The organism is Rhabdothermincola sediminis (genome assembly GCF_014805525.1).
Lineage (GTDB): Bacteria > Actinomycetota > Acidimicrobiia > Acidimicrobiales > Acidimicrobilacustridaceae > Rhabdothermincola > Rhabdothermincola sediminis.
This window is the reverse complement of record NZ_JACFSZ010000003.1, coordinates 1-19,026: the sequence shown is the minus strand read 5'-3', so window position 1 is coordinate 19,026 and position 19,026 is coordinate 1. Positions and strand designations below refer to the sequence as shown.

The following is a 19,026-nucleotide window of genomic DNA, read 5'->3' as shown; positions in this document are numbered from 1 at the left end:
GCTCCGATGACGCGCCGATGACGCGACCGTGAATACCCAATACTAGGTGGCGACAGGCCGTGGGCAGCCAGCCCACGGCAGGCGACAGGAGACCACGCGGTGGTTCGCGCAGGACCCGGCGGGTGTTCGGCTCAGTGGCCCTTCGGGCCCAGGACGGGCTGGTCGGGGCCGTCCTGGGGGTGCTGGCGGTCGTCGGGGTGCGCGAGCTCGAAGCCCGGTGTGCCCATGTCGACCTCCGAACCGAGGCGCAGCTTCATGGCCAGCCCGCGCCCGTCCAGGTCGAAGATCACCCGCTGGCCCTGGCGGAGCATCCGGAACGGCGAGTGCTCGAGCGCCCCCTCGGCCAGCTCGTACTCGCGTAGGTCGGTGTCGGCGATGATCGTGCCGACACCGCTGGACGGGTCGTAGGACTTGATCACCCCTTGCACGACAGGCTCCCCGTCGATCGGCCGCCTCAGCGGGCGACCTTGTCGATCTTGCCGGCTTTGATGCACGAGGTGCACACGTTCAGCCGTTTGGGCGCGCCGTTGACCAGCGCTCGCACCCGCTGGATGTTGGGGTTCCAGCGGCGCTTGGTGCGGCGGTGCGAGTGGCTCACCGCCATGCCGAACGACGGCTTCTTGCCACACACCTCGCAGACGGCAGCCATGGGGGGACCTCGGGGGTTCTCGGGGCGGGAGTTCTCGAAACAGCAGAGGCCTCGAACGAGGCCCCGGGAACGCTAGCAGCGACGAGCCCGATCGCGACAATCGCGCTGATCGCGGGTCTGTTCCGTGGCGATCGGTACCATCGGCCGGCGATGCCCATCGATGTGTTCACGGCGGACGAGATCCGGCGAGCCATGAAGGTCTACGCCGGCGCGCTCCGTGACCATCGGGAGGCGATCAACCGGCTGAACGTCTACCCGGTTCCCGACGGTGACACCGGGACGAACATGGCCCTCACCCTCGAGGCGGTGTGCAACGAGCTGGATCTCGCGGCCACCGACATGGCTTCGACCTGCAAGGCGATCGCGCACGGTTCGCTGATGGGCGCCCGGGGCAACTCGGGGGTGATCCTGTCGCAGATCCTGCGAGGCACCTGCGATGTGCTGCGCGAGCACGAAACCTGCGACGCCTCGGTGTGGGCCGAGGCCCTCCGGGCAGCGTCCGACGCCGCGTACGGCGCGGTGATGCGGCCGGTGGAGGGGACCATCCTCACGGTGGTCCGGGAGTCCGCCGAGGCGGCCCGGGCCGCGGCCGAGCGAGGGGCGGCACTCGTCGAGGTGCTGGAGCGGGCCCGCGACGCCGGAGGTCGAGCCTTGGAGCGCACGCCGGAGCTGCTGCCGGTGCTCGCCGAGGCGGGGGTGGTGGACGCGGGCGGCGCGGGGCTGCTGCTGCTGCTCGACGCGCTGGCCCATGTCATCGATGGCCGGCCGATGCCGGTGCCCACTGAAGACGAGGGGCGGCTGCCGGCGGGGGCACTGGTGGCCGGCGGGCACGGGGGCCCCAGCGCGGACCACCGGAACGCCGAGTCGGGCGAGAAGGGCGTGTCCGACCTGCGCTACGAGGTCATGTACTTCCTCGAGGCCCCCGACGAGGCGGTGCCCGGGTTCAAGGACGTGTGGGCCACGGTCGGCGATTCGATCGTGGTGGTCGGCGGGGATGGCTTGTGGAACTGCCACATCCACACCGACGACATCGGCGCGGCGATCGAAGCGGGCATCGACATCGGTCGCCCGCGCAACATCCGGGTCACCGACCTGCTCGAGCAGGTGGAGGAGGAACGCTGGGTCCGCGAGGCCGAGCCACTGCCACCCGAGCCGGCCGCGGCGCACGAGCCGGTGCCGTGCGCGGTGGTGGCGGTGGCCACCGGCGACGGGGTGCGGCGCATCTTCTACTCGCTGGGGGTGCAGGGCATCGTCACCGGCGGGCAGACGATGAACCCCTCGACCGCCCAGTTGCTGGAAGCGGTGGAGCGGGCCCCGGCGGACGAGGTCGTGATCCTGCCCAACAACAAGAACATCATCCCGGTGGCCGAGCAGGTGGGGGGCCAGACGAGCAAGCGGGTCTACGTGGTGCCGACCCGGGGGGTGGCGGAGGGCTTCGCCTCCTTGCTGGCCTACGACCCCCAGGCCAGCGGCGAGGACAACGCCCGGGCGATGGCCGAAGCGGCGGCCAACGTGATCGCCGGCGAGGTGACCCGGGCGGTGCGCGACTCGTCGTGCGACCTCGGGCCCATTGCCGAGGGCGACTACATCGGCCTCGGCCGTGACGGCATCGTGGCTGTCGCGCCGAGCCTCGACGACGCCTGCACCCAGCTGCTCGACGCGCTGGTTCGCGACGACCACGAGATCGTCACCATCATCGAGGGGGAGGGCGCGACCGCGGCCACCACCCGTCACATCGAGCTGTGGTTGCAGGACCACCGGCCGAACGTGACGGCCGAGGTGCACCACGGCGGCCAACCTCTCTACCCGTACCTGTTCGGGATCGAGTAGCCCGCGGCGGCGCGATGGCCGGCACGCTGGTCCGCCTGGCCGGGATCCCGGTGACCGAGCTGAAGGGCGTGGGGCCACGCTCCGCGGCCGCGCTGGAGCAGGTCGAGGTCCGTTCGCTGCTCGATCTGCTGATGTACTACCCGCGCCGCTACCTGGACCGCACCAAGGAGGTCCCCCTCGGGCAGTTGCGCCCGGGTGAGGAGGCCATGGTGCTGGCCCGGGTGGTGAGCGTGGGCAGCCGGGTGGCCCGCAACCGCCGGCGCATGGTCACCGCCGAGGTGACCGATGGGCAGGCCGGCATGAGGGTGACCTTCTTCAACCAGCCGTGGCGGGAGCGCCAGCTCACCCCGGGCACCGAGGTGGTGTTGTTCGGCAAGCTCGAGCTGTTCCGTGGCCGCCGCCAGATGACCAACCCGGTGGTGGACCTGGTGGGCGACAAGACCGGGCGCATCATCCCCGTGTACCCCCAGTCGGAGAAGGCCGGGGTGCAGAGCTCGGACGTCGCGAGGTGGGTGGCGGAGCTGTTGCGGCGTACCCGGTTCGACGACCCGGTGCCCGATCACGTGCGGGCACGCTGGGGTCTCGTCGACCGCCGCCGCGCGTTCCACGACATCCACGCGCCGGAGTCGATGCGCGACCTGCAGGAGGCCCGGCGCAGGCTGGTGTTCGACGAGCTGCTGCGCGTCCAGCTCGAGCTGGTGCAACGCAAGCGGGAGCTGGAGGCCACCACCGTGGGCATCCGCCACGACGTGGGGGGCGAGTTGGTGGCGCGCTTCCACCAGCGCCTGCCGTTCCCCCTGACCGGCGCCCAGCGGCGGGTCATCACCGAGATCGAGCGCGACCTGACCGGCCCGCATCCGATGCACCGCTTGTTGCAGGGCGACGTCGGGGCGGGCAAGACGGTGGTGGCGGTCAGCGCCCTGCTGGTGGCGGTGCAGGGTGGCCACCAGGGGGCGTTGATGGCTCCCACCGCGGTGCTCGCCGAGCAGCACCACCTCGGCATCCGCCGGATGCTGGAGGGCTTCACCGTCCCCGACACCGCCGAGGACGGCAACCTGTTCGCCAGTGCCGGTCTCGACCGTGAGCTGCGGGTGGAGCTGCTCACCAACCGCACCACCGCGGCCGAGCGCCGCCGGCTGTTGGCCGAGCTCGAGCGGGGTGGGATCGACATCCTGATCGGCACGCACGCGCTGATCCAGGAGGGGGTCTCGTTCCGGGCGCTGGGTGTGGTGGTGATCGACGAGCAGCACCGCTTCGGGGTGGAGCAGCGGGCCGCGCTGCGAGCCAAGAGCACCGCCGAGGCGGTGCCGGACGTGCTGGTGATGACCGCTACGCCGATCCCTCGTACCGCGGCGATGACGGTCTACGGCGACCTCGACGTGTCGGTGCTCGACGAGCTGCCGCCGGGGCGCACGCCGATCGTGACCCGCTGGGCGCGAGGGCCCGGCGCCGAGGAGGAGGTGTGGGACACGGTGCGGGCCGAGGTGGCCGCGGGGCGCCAGGCTTACGTGGTGTGCCCCTTGGTCGAGGAGAGCGACAAGCTGGAGGTGGCCTCGGCGGAGGAGACCTTCGAGCGGCTCGCCGGCGGTGAGCTGCGCGGCCTGCGGCTCGGGCTGCTGCACGGGCGGGTCGGCCCGTCCGACAAGGAGGCCGTCATGGGTCGCTTCCGGGACGGTGAGCTCGACGTGCTGGTGGCGACCACGGTGATCGAGGTGGGCGTCGACGTGCCGAACGCCACGGTGATGGTGATCCTCGACGCCGACCGCTTCGGCATAGCGCAGCTCCACCAGCTCCGCGGCCGGGTCGGTCGGGGCGAGGCGGCGTCGGTGTGCTACCTCGTGGGCGACGCCACGACCGCGGAGGGCGAGCAGCGGTTGCAGGCGATGGTGCGCACCACCGACGGCTTCGAGCTGGCCGAGGTCGACCTCGAGCTGCGGGGTGAGGGCACGATCATGGGGGAGCGCCAGAAGGGGCGCAACGACTTGCGGCTGGCGTCGCTGCGGCGCGATCGGGAGTGGGTGGGGCGGGCCCGTGAGGTGGCCTTCGAGTTGGTCGGTGACGATCCGTCGCTGGCCGGGCACCCGGCGCTGGCGGAGGAGCTGGCGGTGCTGCTGCCGGACGAGGACGCGGCCGAGTTCCTGCTCAAGTCCTGACCGGGCTCGGATCGTGCGCTGGTGGGGCTAGGTGCCGGGCTCCGGGTGGTCGTCGTCGCCGGCTTCGAGCACCACGTCGAAGCGCTCGCCGCAGTCGGGGCAGCGGTAGGCGACGACGTCGCCGGGCTCCCAGCCGTCCTCGGGGCGGTACGACAGCAGCCGGGTACGGCCGCCGCAGTCCACGCAGGTGAACCCGGGCGGTGCTTCCACGCCGGGCAGGGTACTGCCCCGGTACGGTTGGCGACCGATGCGGGTGGTCGCCGGCACAGCCAGAGGTCGGCGCCTGGTCGCACCTGCCGGCCGCGACGTGCGGCCCACCACCGACCGGGTGCGCGAAGCGGTGTTCAACGCGCTGGGAAGCCTCGATGCCATCGAGGGGGACCGGGTCCTCGACCTGTTCGCGGGCTCGGGGGCGCTGGCCATCGAGGCGCTGTCGCGCGGGGCGCGCCACGCGGTGCTGGTGGAGCGCGACCGCGCCGCTCGGGCCGCGATCGAGCAGAACCTGGCGGCCACGGGCTTCACCGGGAACGCCACGGTGGTGGCCGCCGACGCCGCGAGCTACCTGGCGCGAGCGACCGGCGCCTTCGATCTGGTGCTCGCCGACCCCCCATACGCCTACGGCGAGTGGCGGGCGCTGTTGGGCTCGATCGGGCGGGTGGTCGGGCCGGGCGGGTTGGTGGTGGTGGAGTCCGACCGGGAGGTGCCCCTGCCGGAGGGGTGGCGTGTTGAGAGGCGCAAGCGCTACGGCGGTACGCTCGTCGTGTTCGCTCGTCCCCCGAGTTCCCCGGAGACCCGTTGACCCGAGTCCTGTACCCCGGCTCGTTCGATCCGATCCACAACGGTCACGTCGAGATCGTCGAGACCGCCTCGCGCCTGTTCGACGAGGTGATCGTGGCCGCGATGCGCAACCCGCAGAAGGGCGAGCCGCTGTTCACGCTCGACGAGCGCCGGGCGATGCTGGAGGAGACCGTCGCGCACCTGGAGAACGTGCGGGTGACGATGTTCTCGAGCCTGGTGGTCGACCTGGCCCAGGAGGTCGGCGCCGACTTCATCGTGAAGGGCCTGCGAGCGGTGTCGGACTTCGAGAGCGAGCTGCAGATGGCGCAGATGAACCACAAGATCTCCGGGGTCGACACCTTGTTCATCCCCTCCGCGTCGGCGCACTCGTTCCTGGCGTCGAGGTTGATCCGGGAGATCACCCGCTTCGGGGGTGACGTGTCCGCGATGGTTCCGATGGCGGTGGCCAAGCGCTTGCAGGAGAAGTACGGCCGGTGAGCGACTTCGACGCCCCCGAGGATCTCGATCTGACCCCGCCGCCCGTGGGCTCGCAGTACCACCCGCCCGAGACGGAGGAGGTGCTGCTGCAGCTGCGGGAGATGATCGAGGCGGCCCGACCGGTGCCGCTGTCGGCCTCGTCGATGATCGCCAAGGACGAGGTGCTCGAGCTCATCGACGAGGCGATCGCCCGCCTGCCCGAAGAGCTGCGGGCCGCCCGCTGGCTGCTGAAGGAGCGCGAGGAGTACCTGGCGCGGGTCCGCCACCAGGGTGAGGAGCTGCTGGAGCAGGCCCGGGCCCGGGCCGAGCGGATGGTGCAGCGCACCGAGGTGGTGAAGGCCGCCGAGCAGCGGGCCTACCAGATCATCGACACTGCCGAGAGCGAGGCCCGCCGCCTGCGCCACGAGGTCGAGGACTTCTGTGACCAGAAGCTGGCGAGCTTCGAGATCGTGCTCGAGCGCACCCAGAAGCTGGTCGCCGCGGGGAGGGCCAAGCTGCAGGGCACGAACCTGCTGGGTGAGACCGGCGCGGAGGAGGAGCAACGGCTGGCCGAAGCGACGCTCCCGCCACCGCCGGACGAGCCCCTGCCGCCCCCGCCGACCGAGCAGCTCTTCGACCAGGACGAGCCGTGACCGCTCGGCCGCTCCAGACCGGGGTGGCCGACCTGCGCCGCCACCTGGGGAGCCGCCGGCCGTTCGGCCGCAGGGTGGTGCTTGTAGGGCTGCGCATCTCCACTGCTGCGGTGCCCGACGATGCCGAGATCGGGGTTGAGCTGGAGCTGGAGTCGATCGCCAACGGCGTGGTGGCAGAGGGCCGTATCACGGTGCCGTGGGTGGGCGAGTGCCGGCGGTGCCTGCAACCGGTGGAGGGGCTGGTCGAGGCCACCGTCCGCGAGATCTTCGAGCGTCACCCGGTCGAGGGGGAGACCTACCCGCTGGGTGAGGACGACGTGGTAGATCTGGAGCCGATGGTGCGCGATGCGGCGCTGTTGTCGTTGCCGCTGGCTCCGCTGTGCGAGCCGGGATGTCTGGGGCCGGCGCCGGAGACGTTCCCGGCGTTGGTGGAGGGCGCCGAGCCGGCCGGCGAAGCGGGCGGTGGTGGAGGGCGCGATCCGCGGTGGGCGGCGCTGGACCAGCTCCACTTCGAGGAGGACGAGCCGAGCCAGGGCGGTACGTCGGGGACGGAGTGACTCCGCACTGGAACACGCGCTGCGAGCTCGCCGGCTGGCGGCCAGCCGGCCGTTCGCTCGGCCGGTGCGGCTCCCGCTAACCTGTCCCCTCCGCCCAGGCGCTGCCGCGCGCGAGATCACCAGGAACCACGATGGCCGTCCCCAAGAAGAAGACCTCCAAGTCCAAGAGCCGCAGCCGGCGTGCGTCGGCATGGCGGCTCGGCTCCCCCGCTCGGTCGGGCTGCCCGCGCTGCGGTGCGGTGAAGCGCCCGCACCGGGTGTGCGGCAACTGCGGCTGGTACCGGGGCCGGCAGGCCATCGACGTCGACTGACCGTCCCGATGCTGCCGATCGCGGTCGACGCCATGGGCGGCGACCACGCACCGGGCGCGATCGTCGAAGGCGCCCGCACCGCCGCGGCCGAGCTCGGGGTGCCCATCGTGCTGGTGGGCCAGCCCGAGGCCATCGGCGATCCGGGCGAGCTGGAGCTCTTCGCCGCCTCGCAGGTGATCGCCATGGACGACGACCCGGCTTCCAGCGTGCGCACCATGAAGGACTCCTCGCTGGTGCGAGCGGCGGAGCTGGTGCGCGACGGCAAGGCGTCCGCCATGGTCAGCGCCGGCAACACCGGCGCCACGATGGCGTCCGCGCTGTTGCGCATGGGGCGCATCAAAGGGGTGTCGCGCCCCGCGATCGCCACCCCCATCCCGGTTCCGGGCTCCACCCCCACGGTGCTGCTCGACGCGGGAGCCAACGCGGAGTGCCAGCCGGAGTGGCTGGTGCAGTTCGCCCAGATGGGCGCGGTGTTCGCCCGGGACCGCTACGGCCTCGACGCCCCTCGCGTGGGGTTGTTGTCGATCGGGGAGGAGCCCACCAAGGGCAACACCCTGGTGAAGGAGACCCACGCTCTCCTCGCGGCAGGTGAGTGGGTCGGTGCCACCGGCGCCACGTTCGTCGGCAACGTGGAGGGTCGTGACTTGATGACCGACGGGGTCGACGTGGTGGTGACCGACGGGTTCACCGGCAACGTGGCCCTCAAGACCCTCGAGGGCGGGTTGAAGACGCTGGTGGGTGCGCTGCTGGCGGCGTTCGACTCCTCGGAGGAGGCCCGGGCCGCCTCCCAGGCGCTCTGGCCCACCCTCGCCCCGCTGTACGCCTCGCTCGATCCGGAGTCCACCGGCGGGGCGATGCTGCTCGGGGTCGATGGGGTGTGCATCATCAGCCACGGCTCGTCCTCCGCCCGGGCGATCGTGAACGCGGTGTCGGTGGCCCGCGACATGGTGGAAGGCGGCGTGGTGGACCACCTCCGAGCGGCGATCAGCGCCTCCTGACGGCAACATCCGGCACACTTCGACGTCTTTGGTGCCGTCTCACCGGCGCTTCGGAGATCGCGCTCCGGTACACTTCGGGCGTTTCCGGCCCGGGGGAGGGGGTCGCACGGCCGGTGGTCGCCCGGCATCGAGTGCTCTGCTCGGGGCTCGGTACGTGCACCACCAGTCAGGCAGGGGTCCCCATCACCCACGGTGCCAGGCCGTCCGCAGTCGGCAGCGAACCCATCAGACACCCTCACCATCGAACAGACCGAATCACCCAAGCGGATCGACAAGGAGTTCAGGTGCCAGCAGAGACCCATGTGGAGCAGAGCCCGCTCGACCGCCAGGCGGTCTTCGAGCTGATCCGCGACCGGCTGGCGGACATCCTCGAGATCGATCCTGCGACCATCAACGAGGGCGACTCGTTCGCCGACGACCTCGAAGCCGATTCGCTGGCGTTGATCGAGCTGGTCGAGGCCCTGGAGGAGGAGCTGGGCGAGCGCACCGTCGGGTTCCGCATCGAGGACGAAGACCTCGAGGACCTCAAGACGGTGCGAGATGCCGTCGACTACGTGGTGGCCAAGCTCGGCTGAGGCGGGGGGCAGGCACACGCTCGCATCGCTCGACGACCGTCTCGGGTACTCCTTCACCGATCACGCGCTGGAGCAGCTCGCGCTCACGCACCGTTCGTGGTGCTCGGAGAATCCCGGCCACGAGTCCAACGAGCGGCTCGAGTTCCTCGGCGACGCCGTGCTGGGGCTGGTGGTCACCGAGTACGTCTTCGCTCGCTACCCGTCGATGCCCGAAGGCCAGCTCGCCAAGACCCGGGCGTCGGTGGTCAACGCCACCACGCTGGCGGAGGTGGCCGCCGAGGTGGGGCTCGGGCCCGCGCTGCGCCTGGGCAAGGGGGAGGAGGCCAGCGGGGGGCGGTCGAAGTCGTCGCTGCTGGCCGACGCGATGGAGGCGGTGATCGGCGCGGTGTACCTCGACGGGGGCTACGACGCGGCCCGCCGGCTGGTGCTGTCGCTGCTCACCGAGCGCATCGAGGTCGCGGCCGAAGGTCCGGGGGAGCACGACTACAAGACCCAGCTCCAGGAGCTGGCCGCCCGCCGGTTCGACGAGCTGCCCGTCTATCGGATCCGCGACGAGGGGCCCGATCACGACAAGCGGTTCTTCGCCGCCGTGCGCCTCGGGGGTGAGGTGGCCGGCGAGGGGGAGGGGCGCTCGAAGAAGCAGGCCGAGCAGGCCGCGGCGAAGGACGCCTGGGCGCGCATCACGAGCGGGCTCGGTGACTGGGGGGGAGAGGGGGAACGTGCCTGAGCTGCCCGAGGTGGAGACGATCCGGCGTGAGCTGGAGCGCGACGTGGTCGGCAAGCGCATCAAGCAGGCGGAGGTGTCGGGCACCCGCACCGTGCGGCGGCAGCCGAAGAAGCAGTTCATCGCCCGGGTGGAGGGGGCCAAGATCACCGGGGTCAGCCGCAAGGGCAAGTACCTGCTGCTGTTCCTCGACAACGGCGATGTGATCGTCATCCACCTTCGGATGAGCGGGCAGCTGCTGCGCACCGCGGTGAAGGACCCGCCGATCAAGCACACCCACGTGGTGCTCACCTTCACCCAGGGCGGGCAGCTGCGCTTCGTGGACCCTCGCACCTTCGGGGAGGTGTTCGTGGCCCGGGCCGAGACCCTCACCGAGGAGGCGCCCGAGCTGGCGGAGCTGGGGCTCGACCCAGTGGAGGAACCGATCTCGTGGACCGCGTTCGCCCAGCTGCTGCTGGCCAAGCCGGTGAGACTGAAGGCGTTCTTGATGGACCAGACCCAGCTGGCGGGGATCGGCAACATCTACTCCGACGAGATCCTCTTCGCCGCCGGGCTGCGCTACGACCGCATGTCCGACACCCTCTCCACCCAGGAGATCCGCCGCCTGTATCGGGCGGTGGTCGAGACGCTGCACGAGGCCATCAAGTACGGCGGTAGCACCCTTGCCGATGACCAGTACGTGGACCTCAACGGTAAGCCGGGCGAGTTCCAGTCGCACCACAACGTCTACGGCCGGGAGAAGCAGCCGTGCCGGCGGTGCCGACGCAACCTGGTGGTGAAGGCGAAGTTCGCCGGGCGCTCGACCTACTACTGCGAGGTCTGCCAGGTCTGACGGGCAGGTCTGTCACGGCGGGCGTGTACGAGGGAGATGATGAGCTTCGAGCAGTTCTTCGCTACGGCGGTCGGTGAGGGGGCCGTCCCTTATGCGCACCAGTTGGCGGTGGCGGAACAGGGGCTGCCGACACTCCTGATCGCGCCGACCGGAACCGGTAAGACCGAGACGGCGGTCCTCGGCCACCTCTATCGGCGGTATGCCCACCCCGACGCCGAGGTCAGGCAGTCCACTCCTCGGTGGCTGGTCATGGCGTTACCCACCCGCGGCCTGGTCGAGCAGACGGTGGAGCGGGTCCGCGAGTGGGTGAGGAAGCTCGGTCCGCAGACTCTTGCCGGCCCGACAGGTGGGCTGACCGTGGACGACGTCCACTGCGTGATGGGCGGCGAGGGCTGGGACGACCGCGCCTGGCAGCTGGCGGTCACCTGCGACGCGATCTTCATCGGCACCGTCGACATGCTGCTGTCCCGGGCGCTCAATCGTGGCTACGCGTCGAGTCGTTGGGTCTGGCCTATCTCGTTCGGGCTGTTCAACAACGGGGTGCAGTGGGTCTTCGACGAGGTCCAGCAGATGGAGCTCGCCACGGTCACGAGCCGCCAGCTCCAGGCGTTCCGCGAGCATTTCGGCACGATCCTGCCGACTCGGACGATGTGGATGTCCGCCACGCTCGACGAAGAGCTCCTGCGCACGGTCGACGCGGCCGAGATTCCCGACGGAGAGAAGGTCGACGCAGAGGGGCTCGCCGGTACCGAAGATGGTGAGGGGAGCGGCCTGGGCAAGGGGTACCAGCTGCGGGTCAATGCGCAAAAGATCGTTCATGAGTTCCAAATCGTCGATCGCAAGAAGTACGCCGACGAACTTGCGGGTCATGCCCTGAGTTCGCACCGACCTGGCTCGCTCACCCTCGTGGTGTGCAACCAGGTGAAGCGTGCCCAGGAGGTCTACACGAAGCTCCGTGCCAGGAAGCCCGAGGCGGACCTCGTGCTCCTGCACCGCCGCTTCCGGCCCCCCGAGCGTGAGAACGCCGTTGGCCGCGCACTCGACCGAGTCAAGGCGGAAGGCCCTGGGCGCATCGTGGTCACGACCCAGGTGCTCGAGGCGGGTATCGACGTCGACGCGGCCACGATGATCACCGAAGTGGCGCCGTGGTCGTCCATCGTGCAGCGGGCCGGGAGGTGCAACCGCAGCGGCCAGATCGCAGATGCCCAGCTCGAGTGGGTCGACGTCACCGACGGCCTTCCGGACAAGAAGCTGCGGGAGGAGGCCGCCCCCTACGACCCGGACGATCTCGTCGTGGCAGCCGAGGTGCTGCGCAGCCTGGAGGGCCAGGCGGTCACCCCGAAGTCGCTCCCGGGGGAGGGGCCTGCACCGAAGCGCAGGATCCACCACGTCCTGCGGCGCCGGGACCTCTTGGAGCTGTTCGACACGAGCCCGGATCTCTCCGGGGACGTCGTCGACGTGAGCCAGTTCATCCGTGAAGGCGAAGAGCGCGACGTCCTCGTCGCATGGCGGGACGAAACCGGGCCCGACATGGCGACACCGACCCGCTCCGAGCTCTGCCCGGTCTCGGTCGACCAGCTCCGGGCATGGATGAGGGCGGGTGGCAGCGAAGACGACCATCCGGTGTTCCGGCTGGACCCGCTCGGTGAGAAGGGAAGCTGGGTGCGGGCAACCCCTGACGACCTGCGGCCGGGCCAGCTCTACGTCGTGCCGGCCGAGGCGGGTGGCTACAGCCTCGAGTTGGGGTGGGCTCCGGCGAGCCGCGAGCGGGTTCCGGAGGCGGAGCGTTCCGCAGGCGAACGTCCCGACGAGGACCAACGCGCAGCCGACGACCCGGCGTCGCAGACCGGGGATTGGTACCCACTCGAACAACACCTCGAGGACGCCATGGAGGCGGCCAAGAAGCTCGTCGCAGCGATGGCACCGGACCTGAAGGAGGACTACCGGAACGCCTGCGTCACCGCCGCAGCGCTTCACGATCTCGGGAAGGCCCATCCGGTGTGGCAGGCGGCGGCGCGCAATCAGGCGGACGACACCCACCCGGCGCCGGACCACCTCGTCGCGAAGACCCCGAAGCAGAAGGGCCGTCTCAGCTTCGAGCAGCCGCACTTCCGCCACGAGCTCGCCTCGCTGGTTGCGCTCTCGGGGTATGCGACAGAACTGCTCCGGGACTGCCCTGAGCCTGACCTGTGCCGGTATCTCGTCGGCGCCCACCACGGGCGGGTACGCCTCAGCATTCGTAGCGTTCCAGGAGAGGAGTCCGGGGACGGTCACATGGTGATGCTCGGCGTTGTCGACGATTCGCAGCTTCCAGCGATCTCGACGCCGCTGGGTGAGCTGCCCGAGGGACACCTGAGGGTCGAAGACACAGCCGCCGGCTGGACCCGGAAGGCGCTCGGACTTCGCGACCGGTGCGATCTCGGGCCGTTCCGGCTTGCATTCTTCGAGGCGATCGTGCGGCTCGCCGACTGGGAAGCCAGCGCCCGGCTCCTAGCCGACGCCGACCGTTTGTCGACGATGAGTTCGGCTGGCGCAGAGGAAGCGCGGCGATGACCGAGATCCTGCTCGATGGTTGCCGGACACGGCCGCTGCTCTCGTACCTCAAGGCCTTCGGGGTTCTGGCGGCGGTGGCGGAGCAGCTCGACGCTGGAGCCACCGGCTCCTGGCGATCAGGACGCTTTGTCCTGACGCTGGGGGCGGGCAGCCTCGAGGAACTCGTCGACTTCTTCGTCGACAAGTACTCGCCACCACCGATTCTGTCGCCGTGGAACAGCCGTGGCGGTTTCCGAACCGATCGGGGGCAGAGCTCGGAGGAGCGGCTGGCGGCTCTTGAGGCGTCTACCGATTCCCGTCTGGCGGCCTATCGGAAGGCCATCGAGGTGGGTCGGTACGTCTGGGCAAAGGCCCAGGGAGCCGGACTTGTCGTGGACGGGGACAAGGGGCAGAGGGTCGACGAGAAGCGGAAGGCGGAGTTCGTCAGGCTGTGCAGGTCCCTCCTCCCCGACGACGCGCTTGGCTGGCTCGACGCCGCCGTTGTGCTCGTCGAAGAGGAGGCGGTGTACCCGGCCTTGCTCGGCGGTACCGGTGGGAACCTCGGCTCCGGTGACCTGTCGTCGAACGCGCACGAGGCCGTCCTCTGGATGGTCAAGACCGACCGGGATTGCCGCCAGCGGTACGTCGTCGAGGCTCTCACCGGCGCACGTGAGGGGGTTCCGCTCTTCGAGCTCCTGCCTGGGCAGTTCGATCCCGCAGGGACCGGGGGTGTGAACATGGGTCCCGGGGAGAAGCTGGTGAACCCGATCGACTTCCTCCTCGGACTGCACGGCGCATCGCTCTTCGCCTCGGGGGTAGCTCGGCGTCTTGCGGGCCGGTCGAGGGCGTCCGTCCCGTTCGAGGTCAACGTGTCCCCGGGCGTTGTTCGGACCATGGCCGACGGGGAGAAGGTGCGCGCCGAGCTCTGGCTCCCGGAATGGCGACGCCCCATGACGTTGTCCGAGCTCCGCCAGCTCCTGGCGGAGGGGAGGGCGCAGTGGTCAGGCAAGCAGAGTACGAGCAGCCTGGACTTCGCGCGCGCCGCAGCGTCGCTCGGCGTCGATCGCGACATTGCGGCATTCGACCGATACTTGATCGTCGAACGTCACGGCCAGGCGAACCTCGCCGTGCCGGTCGGCCGCTTCGAGGTCCGGCGGCGCCGTGGCGTGGAGCTGACGAGCGCCATCGACCCGTTCCTGGAACGGGTCGGGAGGATCTCGAACCCGACCCAGGCCGTGCGAGGAGCGGCGAGCGGGCTGTGCCGGAGCATCTTCGACCTGGCCAACCGGGACACAGCGCGCAACGCCCGGGCAGTGCTCGTGTCGCTCCACCGGCTCGAACGTGCTGTCGGCCGCTCGTCGGCAGCTCGAGACAAGGTCCGGCAGCCGTTCAGCGGGCTACGAGCGCTCAACTGGTTCGGGTTCTTTGCGAACGAGACGAGCCCGGAGTTCCGGGTGGCGGCCGCGATCGCGTCCCAGCGGGATGCGCAGTGGCGGCCCGAGCGTGGAAGCCAGGCCACCGAGGTGAGCGCCGTGCCGTTGTGGTGTCGGCCGGTGCATCGGGTCGGCGTGAGGCGCCAGGACGGCCACCAGATGATGCGCCTCGAGTGGTCGGAGGCGGAACCCGTCGTCGACCTGCTCGGGCCGGACCCACGGTCTGCCCTCCGTGAGGGCTGGCGCGTGCGAGCGCTGCGGTGCGCCCAGAACCCGCCTCGGTCAGGTCAGAACGGCAACGGGGACGAGCCCGCTACGGCAGGGCGGAATGCGGAGCTCGTGCACGACACGCCAGGCATCCAGGTCGCCTTTGATACGGCCTCACCCTGCCCCCTGGAGGACATCGTCGCCTACGGGCTGGGGTCGTTTGACGACGAGGAGTTCGCCGCCTGGCTCGAGGCGCTGGTGATGTTGGACTGGACCGGGTTCCGCTTCGACGACCTCCCGTGGAAGGAGCTCGGCGAGCAGCCCACGCCGTCGGCTTCGCTCGGGCCGGTTTTCGCCACGAATGCGCCCTTTTTCAAACGATGGGCGCTCCGCGCCGGTGGGGAGTCCGGGATCCAGGTTCGATTCCACCCGATATCAGAGCACGTCACCGCTGTCGCGAGGGGTGACGGCGCGACCGCTCTGCGGTTGGCGGCCGGCCGCCTGCGTCAGTACGGCATCGACGTCCCGCTGCGCCTCCACCCCCGGGCCGAGCTGGCCCGAGCCCGAGTTCTCGACGCTGCCCTGGTGCCGATGTTTCCCGCCGAGCTCAGCCGTGTCATTCGCACGGCCAACCCTTCCCTTCCCGACATGACCAGCACTCCCGAGGAGGAGATCGCATGACCCTGCGCCGGTCGTTCACCATCGACCTCGAGCCCCGACCGTCGCCCCGGTTCCAGCCGACGGGCTTCCCCGATCTCGGAGCGGCCCGCTTCGAGGCCTGGGATCCGGAGACGGGGACCTGGGTCGACTGCGTCCTGGTGGAATCACCGCAGTCGATGGCCAACCGCCTCGAGGCGGTCGGGTGGATCGTCGCGGGCGACCAATCGCGACCCGAGCCGGCTCTCGAAGCGTTGCCCTACGTGCGGGTCGAGGCCGAAGACGGTTCGTTCCTTGCGTCGAGCCGTACCGAGGCTCACCGGCTCGCGTCGGCGTACATCCTCGACGCGACGGCCAACGGCTCCACGATGCGTGACGAGCTTCCCGACAGGCTCGGCCTCCGGGAAGATCGCCCGCTCGACCACGCCGACTTCGCGCAGCGGCTCTTCAAGATCGACCCGCTCTGCCTGCTCCACGGCGTCTTCTTCGCCCAGCAGCAGTGGACCGCGCAGCCGAAGATGGCCCGCGCCGTGACCTCGGTGATCGACGCGGTCGACGTGCGTGAGGCCCACTCGGGTGGGGTCAAGTTCGACCAGGTCTCGAACAAGCTCAGGGAGCCCGGCAAGACCGCGGAGGGCTATGGCACCGTGCCGCACCACCGGGTCGAATACACCGCCCGTAGCATCCTGCTGCGGTGGAGCCTCGATCTCGGTCAGCTCCGCTCCTATCGCTTGAGCGACGCAGCCACGGAACTGCTCAAGATGGTGGCCTACTGGGAGCTTGCGTCGCTGCTGGAGCGCGGACTGCGGCTGCGGACGTTCTGCGACTTCGACGTGTCGACTGACCCCGTGGTCGACGAGGCAGGAGAGCCTCTCGGGGAACCGGGCCAGTACGCCGAGCAGATCTCGCAGCTCGTCGCGGGGACTCCTGAGCTCGACGGGGTCGATCCCGTGTGGACCGTGGTGTGGGCCAGCAAGGCCAAGAAGAAGGCCAAGCAGGCGACGTGAGTGTCACACTCGAGCTCCGGTACCCGTGGGGGCGCATCCACGCCACCCCGTGGGGGGCCCACACGAACGAGGCGGTGGCCGACTGGCCACCTGCTCCTCGCCGCATCCTGCGGACGCTGTACGCAGTCTGGAAGACCCGCTGCCCCGACCTTCCCGAGGGCGTGGTCCACGGCCTCCTGGAGCAGCTCACGGCACTGCCGGTCTACGGCACGGATCCCGTGCGCCCCGGTCTGACGCGCCACTTCTTGCCCGCCGACAAGCACACCGCGGGTGACTACCAGCGCGATCTGGCGCTGGACACCTTTCTCGCCTGCCGATCCGACCGCGGAGCGATCGTTCGTTGGGAGGTCGATCTCACCCCGGAACAGCATGAGGCGCTCGCTCGTCTCGTCGAACAGATCCCCTTCCTCGGGAGAGGTGAGTCGCTCTGCGAGATCACCTTGACCGATGCCGTGCCCGAGGACCGCCCTATCCGCTGGCATCCGTTGGATCCCACTCACCCCGCCGAGGGCGAGGTGGTGGACCTGTTGGTCGCCGAGGCGCCGCTCGATCGCGAGGCGCTGACGGAGACACCCGCTCAGATCCGCAGCTCGAAGCGGCTGTGGCCTTCGGGCGCCCGTCTCGTGCCGTATGTGTCGACAGGGTCGAGTCCGGCAGAGCAGACCCGTGGCCGCTTCGTGGTCCGTCGGCGCCCGAGCGCCATTCGATTCCGGCTCGACGGCCGAGCCCCTGTTCACGTCCGTCAGAGCCTCGCCGTGGCGGACCTGCTCCGCCAGGCGGCGCTCAGCAAGGGACCGGATGGCTCGCACACGCTGTCAGGTCGAGCGGAAGCTGGGCGTCGAACGGACCAGCACCAGCACGCCCACTACCTGGTGTTCGCGACTGCCGGTGACTACCTCGATTCTGCGGTGATCTGGGCGCCGGAAGGCTTCGACGACGAGCACGTCAGAGCGCTGACGAACCTGCGGTGGCTTCGCTCCGGATATTTGAAGGAGGTGCCGCCGCTACGCATGGTGCTCGAGGGGCTCGGTCCGATCGATCGGGTTGCTCCGGAGATCACCACGGCGTCGCACCGCTGGCGGACGGTCACGCCGTTCGTGATCACGCGGTACCCGAAAGACCGCCGGCCGCTGGATGAGCACGTGGTGGAGCAAGTCCGGGATGAGCTCGGCCACCGCGGGCTACCCGAGGGGAGGATCACGGTCGACGCCGATCCGTCGGCCATGTACTTCCGGAGGCACCGGCCAGGCCGATCGCTACGACTGGCCCGGCCCGCCAGGCACGTCGAGCTCGAGTTCGACGTGCCGGTCTCGGGTCCGATGTGTCTCGGGGCGTTGGCCCACTTCTCGCTCGGGTTGTTCCTTCCAGTACCCTGAGGCGACCAGACCGGCCACAGGCCGGTCTGGTCGCTGCGATCCCGGCGTGTGGGTGAAACCGATGTCACGGCACGGTCGTACGACAGGGTGTGATCAGCGACGCGACCGTGAGCGACGTACCGGAGCTGGTTCCTGCCCGGATGGTCAACGAGTTCTGTTACTGCCCCCGCCTTTTCTTCCTCGAGTGGGTCGAATCGAGGTTCGTTCACAACGCCGATACCGTCGAGGGCGCGTGGCGTCACCGCCACTCCGAGCAGCCATCTGGACGAGCCCCACTCCCCGAGGATGAAGGGGATCTCAAGATCGCTCGGTCTCTGAGGCTTTCATCCGACCGCCTGGGTCTGGTGGCCACCTGCGACGTCGTGGAGGCGGCTGAGGGAGAGGTTGTTCCGGTCGACCACAAGAAGGGGGTGCCACCCGATATCCCTGAAGGGGCCTGGGAGCCCGAGCGTGTGCAGCTGTGCGTGCAGGGCCTGCTACTCCGAGAAGCAGGCTACCGCTGCACCCACGGGTACCTGTGGTTCGCAGGGGCCAGGCGCAGGGTCCGGGTCGACTTCGACGAGGCATTGGTCGGTCGCACGCTCGAGTTGGTTCGTGAGTTGCGGGCTACGGCGGCCTCCGGCGTCGCGCCACCCCCGCTGCTGGACAGCCCCAAGTGTCCACGTTGCTCCCTCGTCGGACTGTGCCTGCCGGACGAGACGAACGTGCTGCTCACCAGGCAGTCACTCCCCGCACGCAGGTTGATCCCTTCGGACGATGCTCCGCATCCCCTGTACGTCACCGAGCCAGGAGCGGTCGTGCGGAAGAACCACGGCCGTATCGAGGTGACGAGGAAGGGTGAGCGCCTTGCTTCCGTTCCGTTGATCGACGTCTCCCAGTTGTGCCTACACGGCAACGTCGAGGTCTCGACGCCGCTCCTGCGCGAACTGTTTGCCCGTGAGGTTCCTGTCTGCTGGTTCTCATCAGGTGGATGGTTCTCGGGTATGGCTCACGGTTTGCCGTCCAAGCACGTCGAGCTTCGACGCCGTCAGGTGATCGTGGCGAGCCAGGGTGGTCTCGAGATCGCCCGTCACGTCGTATCGGCGAAGATCCGCAACTCTCGAACCTTGCTCATGCGCAATGCGAGGAGCCGTCCCGAGGAAGCGATCGATGGCACTGCGCGTGATCGTGGGATGAGGGGCGTGTAGGGGTCCACCCGTGTGGGTCGGGGCCTCGCTGGACTCGGTGTTGTTGGAAGACGCCGATCCGAGGAGGCCCCGATGGCTGCTGACTGTATGC

At 69.8% G+C, this 19,026-nt stretch carries 19 protein-coding genes; 16 read left to right on the top strand and 3 right to left on the bottom strand.

What is annotated here, in order from left to right:
• Positions 1 to 131: 131 nt before the first annotated feature.
• Together HZF19_RS02930 and rpmB are read right to left on the bottom strand one after the other, a co-directional pair.
• Positions 132 to 428, bottom strand: a complete 297-nt coding sequence (locus HZF19_RS02930) for a hypothetical protein (RefSeq protein WP_208027251.1) — start codon at positions 426 to 428, stop codon at positions 132 to 134.
• Positions 429 to 454: 26 nt separating this feature from the next.
• Positions 455 to 649 (bottom strand): 50S ribosomal protein L28, encoded by a 195-nt coding sequence (rpmB, locus tag HZF19_RS02925; RefSeq protein ID WP_208027250.1) that lies wholly within the window; start codon positions 647 to 649, stop codon positions 455 to 457.
• Positions 650 to 799: 150 nt separating this feature from the next.
• Between rpmB and HZF19_RS02920 the strand changes: the two genes are divergently transcribed.
• Positions 800 to 2,479, top strand: a complete 1,680-nt coding sequence (locus HZF19_RS02920) for a DAK2 domain-containing protein (RefSeq protein WP_208027249.1) — start codon at positions 800 to 802, stop codon at positions 2,477 to 2,479.
• A 14-nt stretch (positions 2,480 to 2,493) separates the two neighbouring features.
• The gene (recG, locus tag HZF19_RS02915) at positions 2,494 to 4,632 is read left to right on the top strand and encodes an ATP-dependent DNA helicase RecG (RefSeq protein ID WP_208027248.1); all 2,139 of its coding nucleotides are present in this window, start codon (positions 2,494 to 2,496) and stop codon (positions 4,630 to 4,632) included.
• A gap of 27 nt (positions 4,633 to 4,659) precedes the next feature.
• Here the strand turns inward: recG and HZF19_RS02910 are convergent, their stop codons facing one another.
• Complete coding sequence (locus HZF19_RS02910) at positions 4,660 to 4,842, bottom strand: hypothetical protein (RefSeq protein WP_208027247.1); 183 nt, start codon at positions 4,840 to 4,842, stop codon at positions 4,660 to 4,662.
• Between the two features lie 37 nt (positions 4,843 to 4,879).
• On the opposite strand from HZF19_RS02910, the gene rsmD reads away from it, so the two are divergent.
• From rsmD to cas4, 14 genes are all read left to right on the top strand, one after another.
• Positions 4,880 to 5,431 carry a 16S rRNA (guanine(966)-N(2))-methyltransferase RsmD gene (gene rsmD / locus HZF19_RS02905; RefSeq protein WP_208027246.1) on the top strand — a complete coding sequence of 184 codons (552 nt, stop codon included), beginning with the start codon at positions 4,880 to 4,882 and terminating at the stop codon, positions 5,429 to 5,431.
• Positions 5,428 to 5,907, top strand: coding sequence for a pantetheine-phosphate adenylyltransferase (gene coaD, locus HZF19_RS02900; RefSeq protein WP_208027245.1), 480 nt, complete (start codon positions 5,428 to 5,430; stop codon positions 5,905 to 5,907). Before rsmD ends, coaD begins: the two co-directional genes overlap by 4 nt.
• The gene (locus HZF19_RS02895; RefSeq protein WP_208027244.1) at positions 5,904 to 6,539 is read left to right on the top strand and encodes an ATP synthase subunit B family protein; all 636 of its coding nucleotides are present in this window, start codon (positions 5,904 to 5,906) and stop codon (positions 6,537 to 6,539) included. Before coaD ends, HZF19_RS02895 begins: the two co-directional genes overlap by 4 nt.
• Entirely contained in the window at positions 6,536 to 7,096 is a 561-nt protein-coding gene (locus HZF19_RS16205; RefSeq protein ID WP_208027243.1) for a YceD family protein, read from the top strand. The genes HZF19_RS02895 and HZF19_RS16205 overlap by 4 nt, the downstream gene beginning before the upstream one ends.
• Positions 7,097 to 7,227: 131 nt before the next feature.
• Positions 7,228 to 7,407, top strand: a complete 180-nt coding sequence (gene rpmF / locus HZF19_RS02885; RefSeq protein WP_208027242.1) for a 50S ribosomal protein L32 — start codon at positions 7,228 to 7,230, stop codon at positions 7,405 to 7,407.
• Positions 7,408 to 7,415: 8 nt separating this feature from the next.
• On the top strand, positions 7,416 to 8,405 hold the full coding sequence (gene plsX / locus HZF19_RS02880; protein WP_208027241.1) for a phosphate acyltransferase PlsX: 990 nt from the start codon (positions 7,416 to 7,418) through the stop codon (positions 8,403 to 8,405).
• 284 nt (positions 8,406 to 8,689) lie between these two features.
• On the top strand, positions 8,690 to 8,980 hold the full coding sequence (locus HZF19_RS02875) for a phosphopantetheine-binding protein (protein WP_208027240.1): 291 nt from the start codon (positions 8,690 to 8,692) through the stop codon (positions 8,978 to 8,980).
• Complete coding sequence (gene rnc / locus HZF19_RS02870) at positions 8,946 to 9,707, top strand: ribonuclease III (RefSeq protein ID WP_208027239.1); 762 nt, start codon at positions 8,946 to 8,948, stop codon at positions 9,705 to 9,707. The genes HZF19_RS02875 and rnc overlap by 35 nt, the downstream gene beginning before the upstream one ends.
• Positions 9,700 to 10,536 (top strand): bifunctional DNA-formamidopyrimidine glycosylase/DNA-(apurinic or apyrimidinic site) lyase, encoded by an 837-nt coding sequence (gene mutM / locus HZF19_RS02865; RefSeq protein ID WP_208027238.1) that lies wholly within the window; start codon positions 9,700 to 9,702, stop codon positions 10,534 to 10,536. Before rnc ends, mutM begins: the two co-directional genes overlap by 8 nt.
• A 39-nt stretch (positions 10,537 to 10,575) precedes the next feature.
• Complete coding sequence (gene cas3g, locus HZF19_RS02860) at positions 10,576 to 13,089, top strand: type I-G CRISPR-associated helicase/endonuclease Cas3g (protein WP_208027237.1); 2,514 nt, start codon at positions 10,576 to 10,578, stop codon at positions 13,087 to 13,089.
• Entirely contained in the window at positions 13,086 to 15,389 is a 2,304-nt protein-coding gene (cas8g1, locus tag HZF19_RS02855; RefSeq protein WP_208027236.1) for a type I-G CRISPR-associated protein Cas8g1/Csx17, read from the top strand. The genes cas3g and cas8g1 overlap by 4 nt, the downstream gene beginning before the upstream one ends.
• On the top strand, positions 15,386 to 16,372 hold the full coding sequence (gene cas7g / locus HZF19_RS02850) for a type I-G CRISPR-associated RAMP protein Csb1/Cas7g (RefSeq protein ID WP_208027235.1): 987 nt from the start codon (positions 15,386 to 15,388) through the stop codon (positions 16,370 to 16,372). The genes cas8g1 and cas7g overlap by 4 nt, the downstream gene beginning before the upstream one ends.
• Positions 16,369 to 17,748 carry a type I-G CRISPR-associated protein Csb2 gene (csb2, locus tag HZF19_RS02845; RefSeq protein WP_208027234.1) on the top strand — a complete coding sequence of 460 codons (1,380 nt, stop codon included), beginning with the start codon at positions 16,369 to 16,371 and terminating at the stop codon, positions 17,746 to 17,748. The genes cas7g and csb2 overlap by 4 nt, the downstream gene beginning before the upstream one ends.
• Positions 17,749 to 17,855: 107 nt before the next feature.
• Positions 17,856 to 18,935, top strand: coding sequence for a CRISPR-associated protein Cas4 (cas4, locus tag HZF19_RS02840; protein ID WP_208027233.1), 1,080 nt, complete (start codon positions 17,856 to 17,858; stop codon positions 18,933 to 18,935).
• Positions 18,936 to 19,026 lie beyond the last annotated feature (91 nt).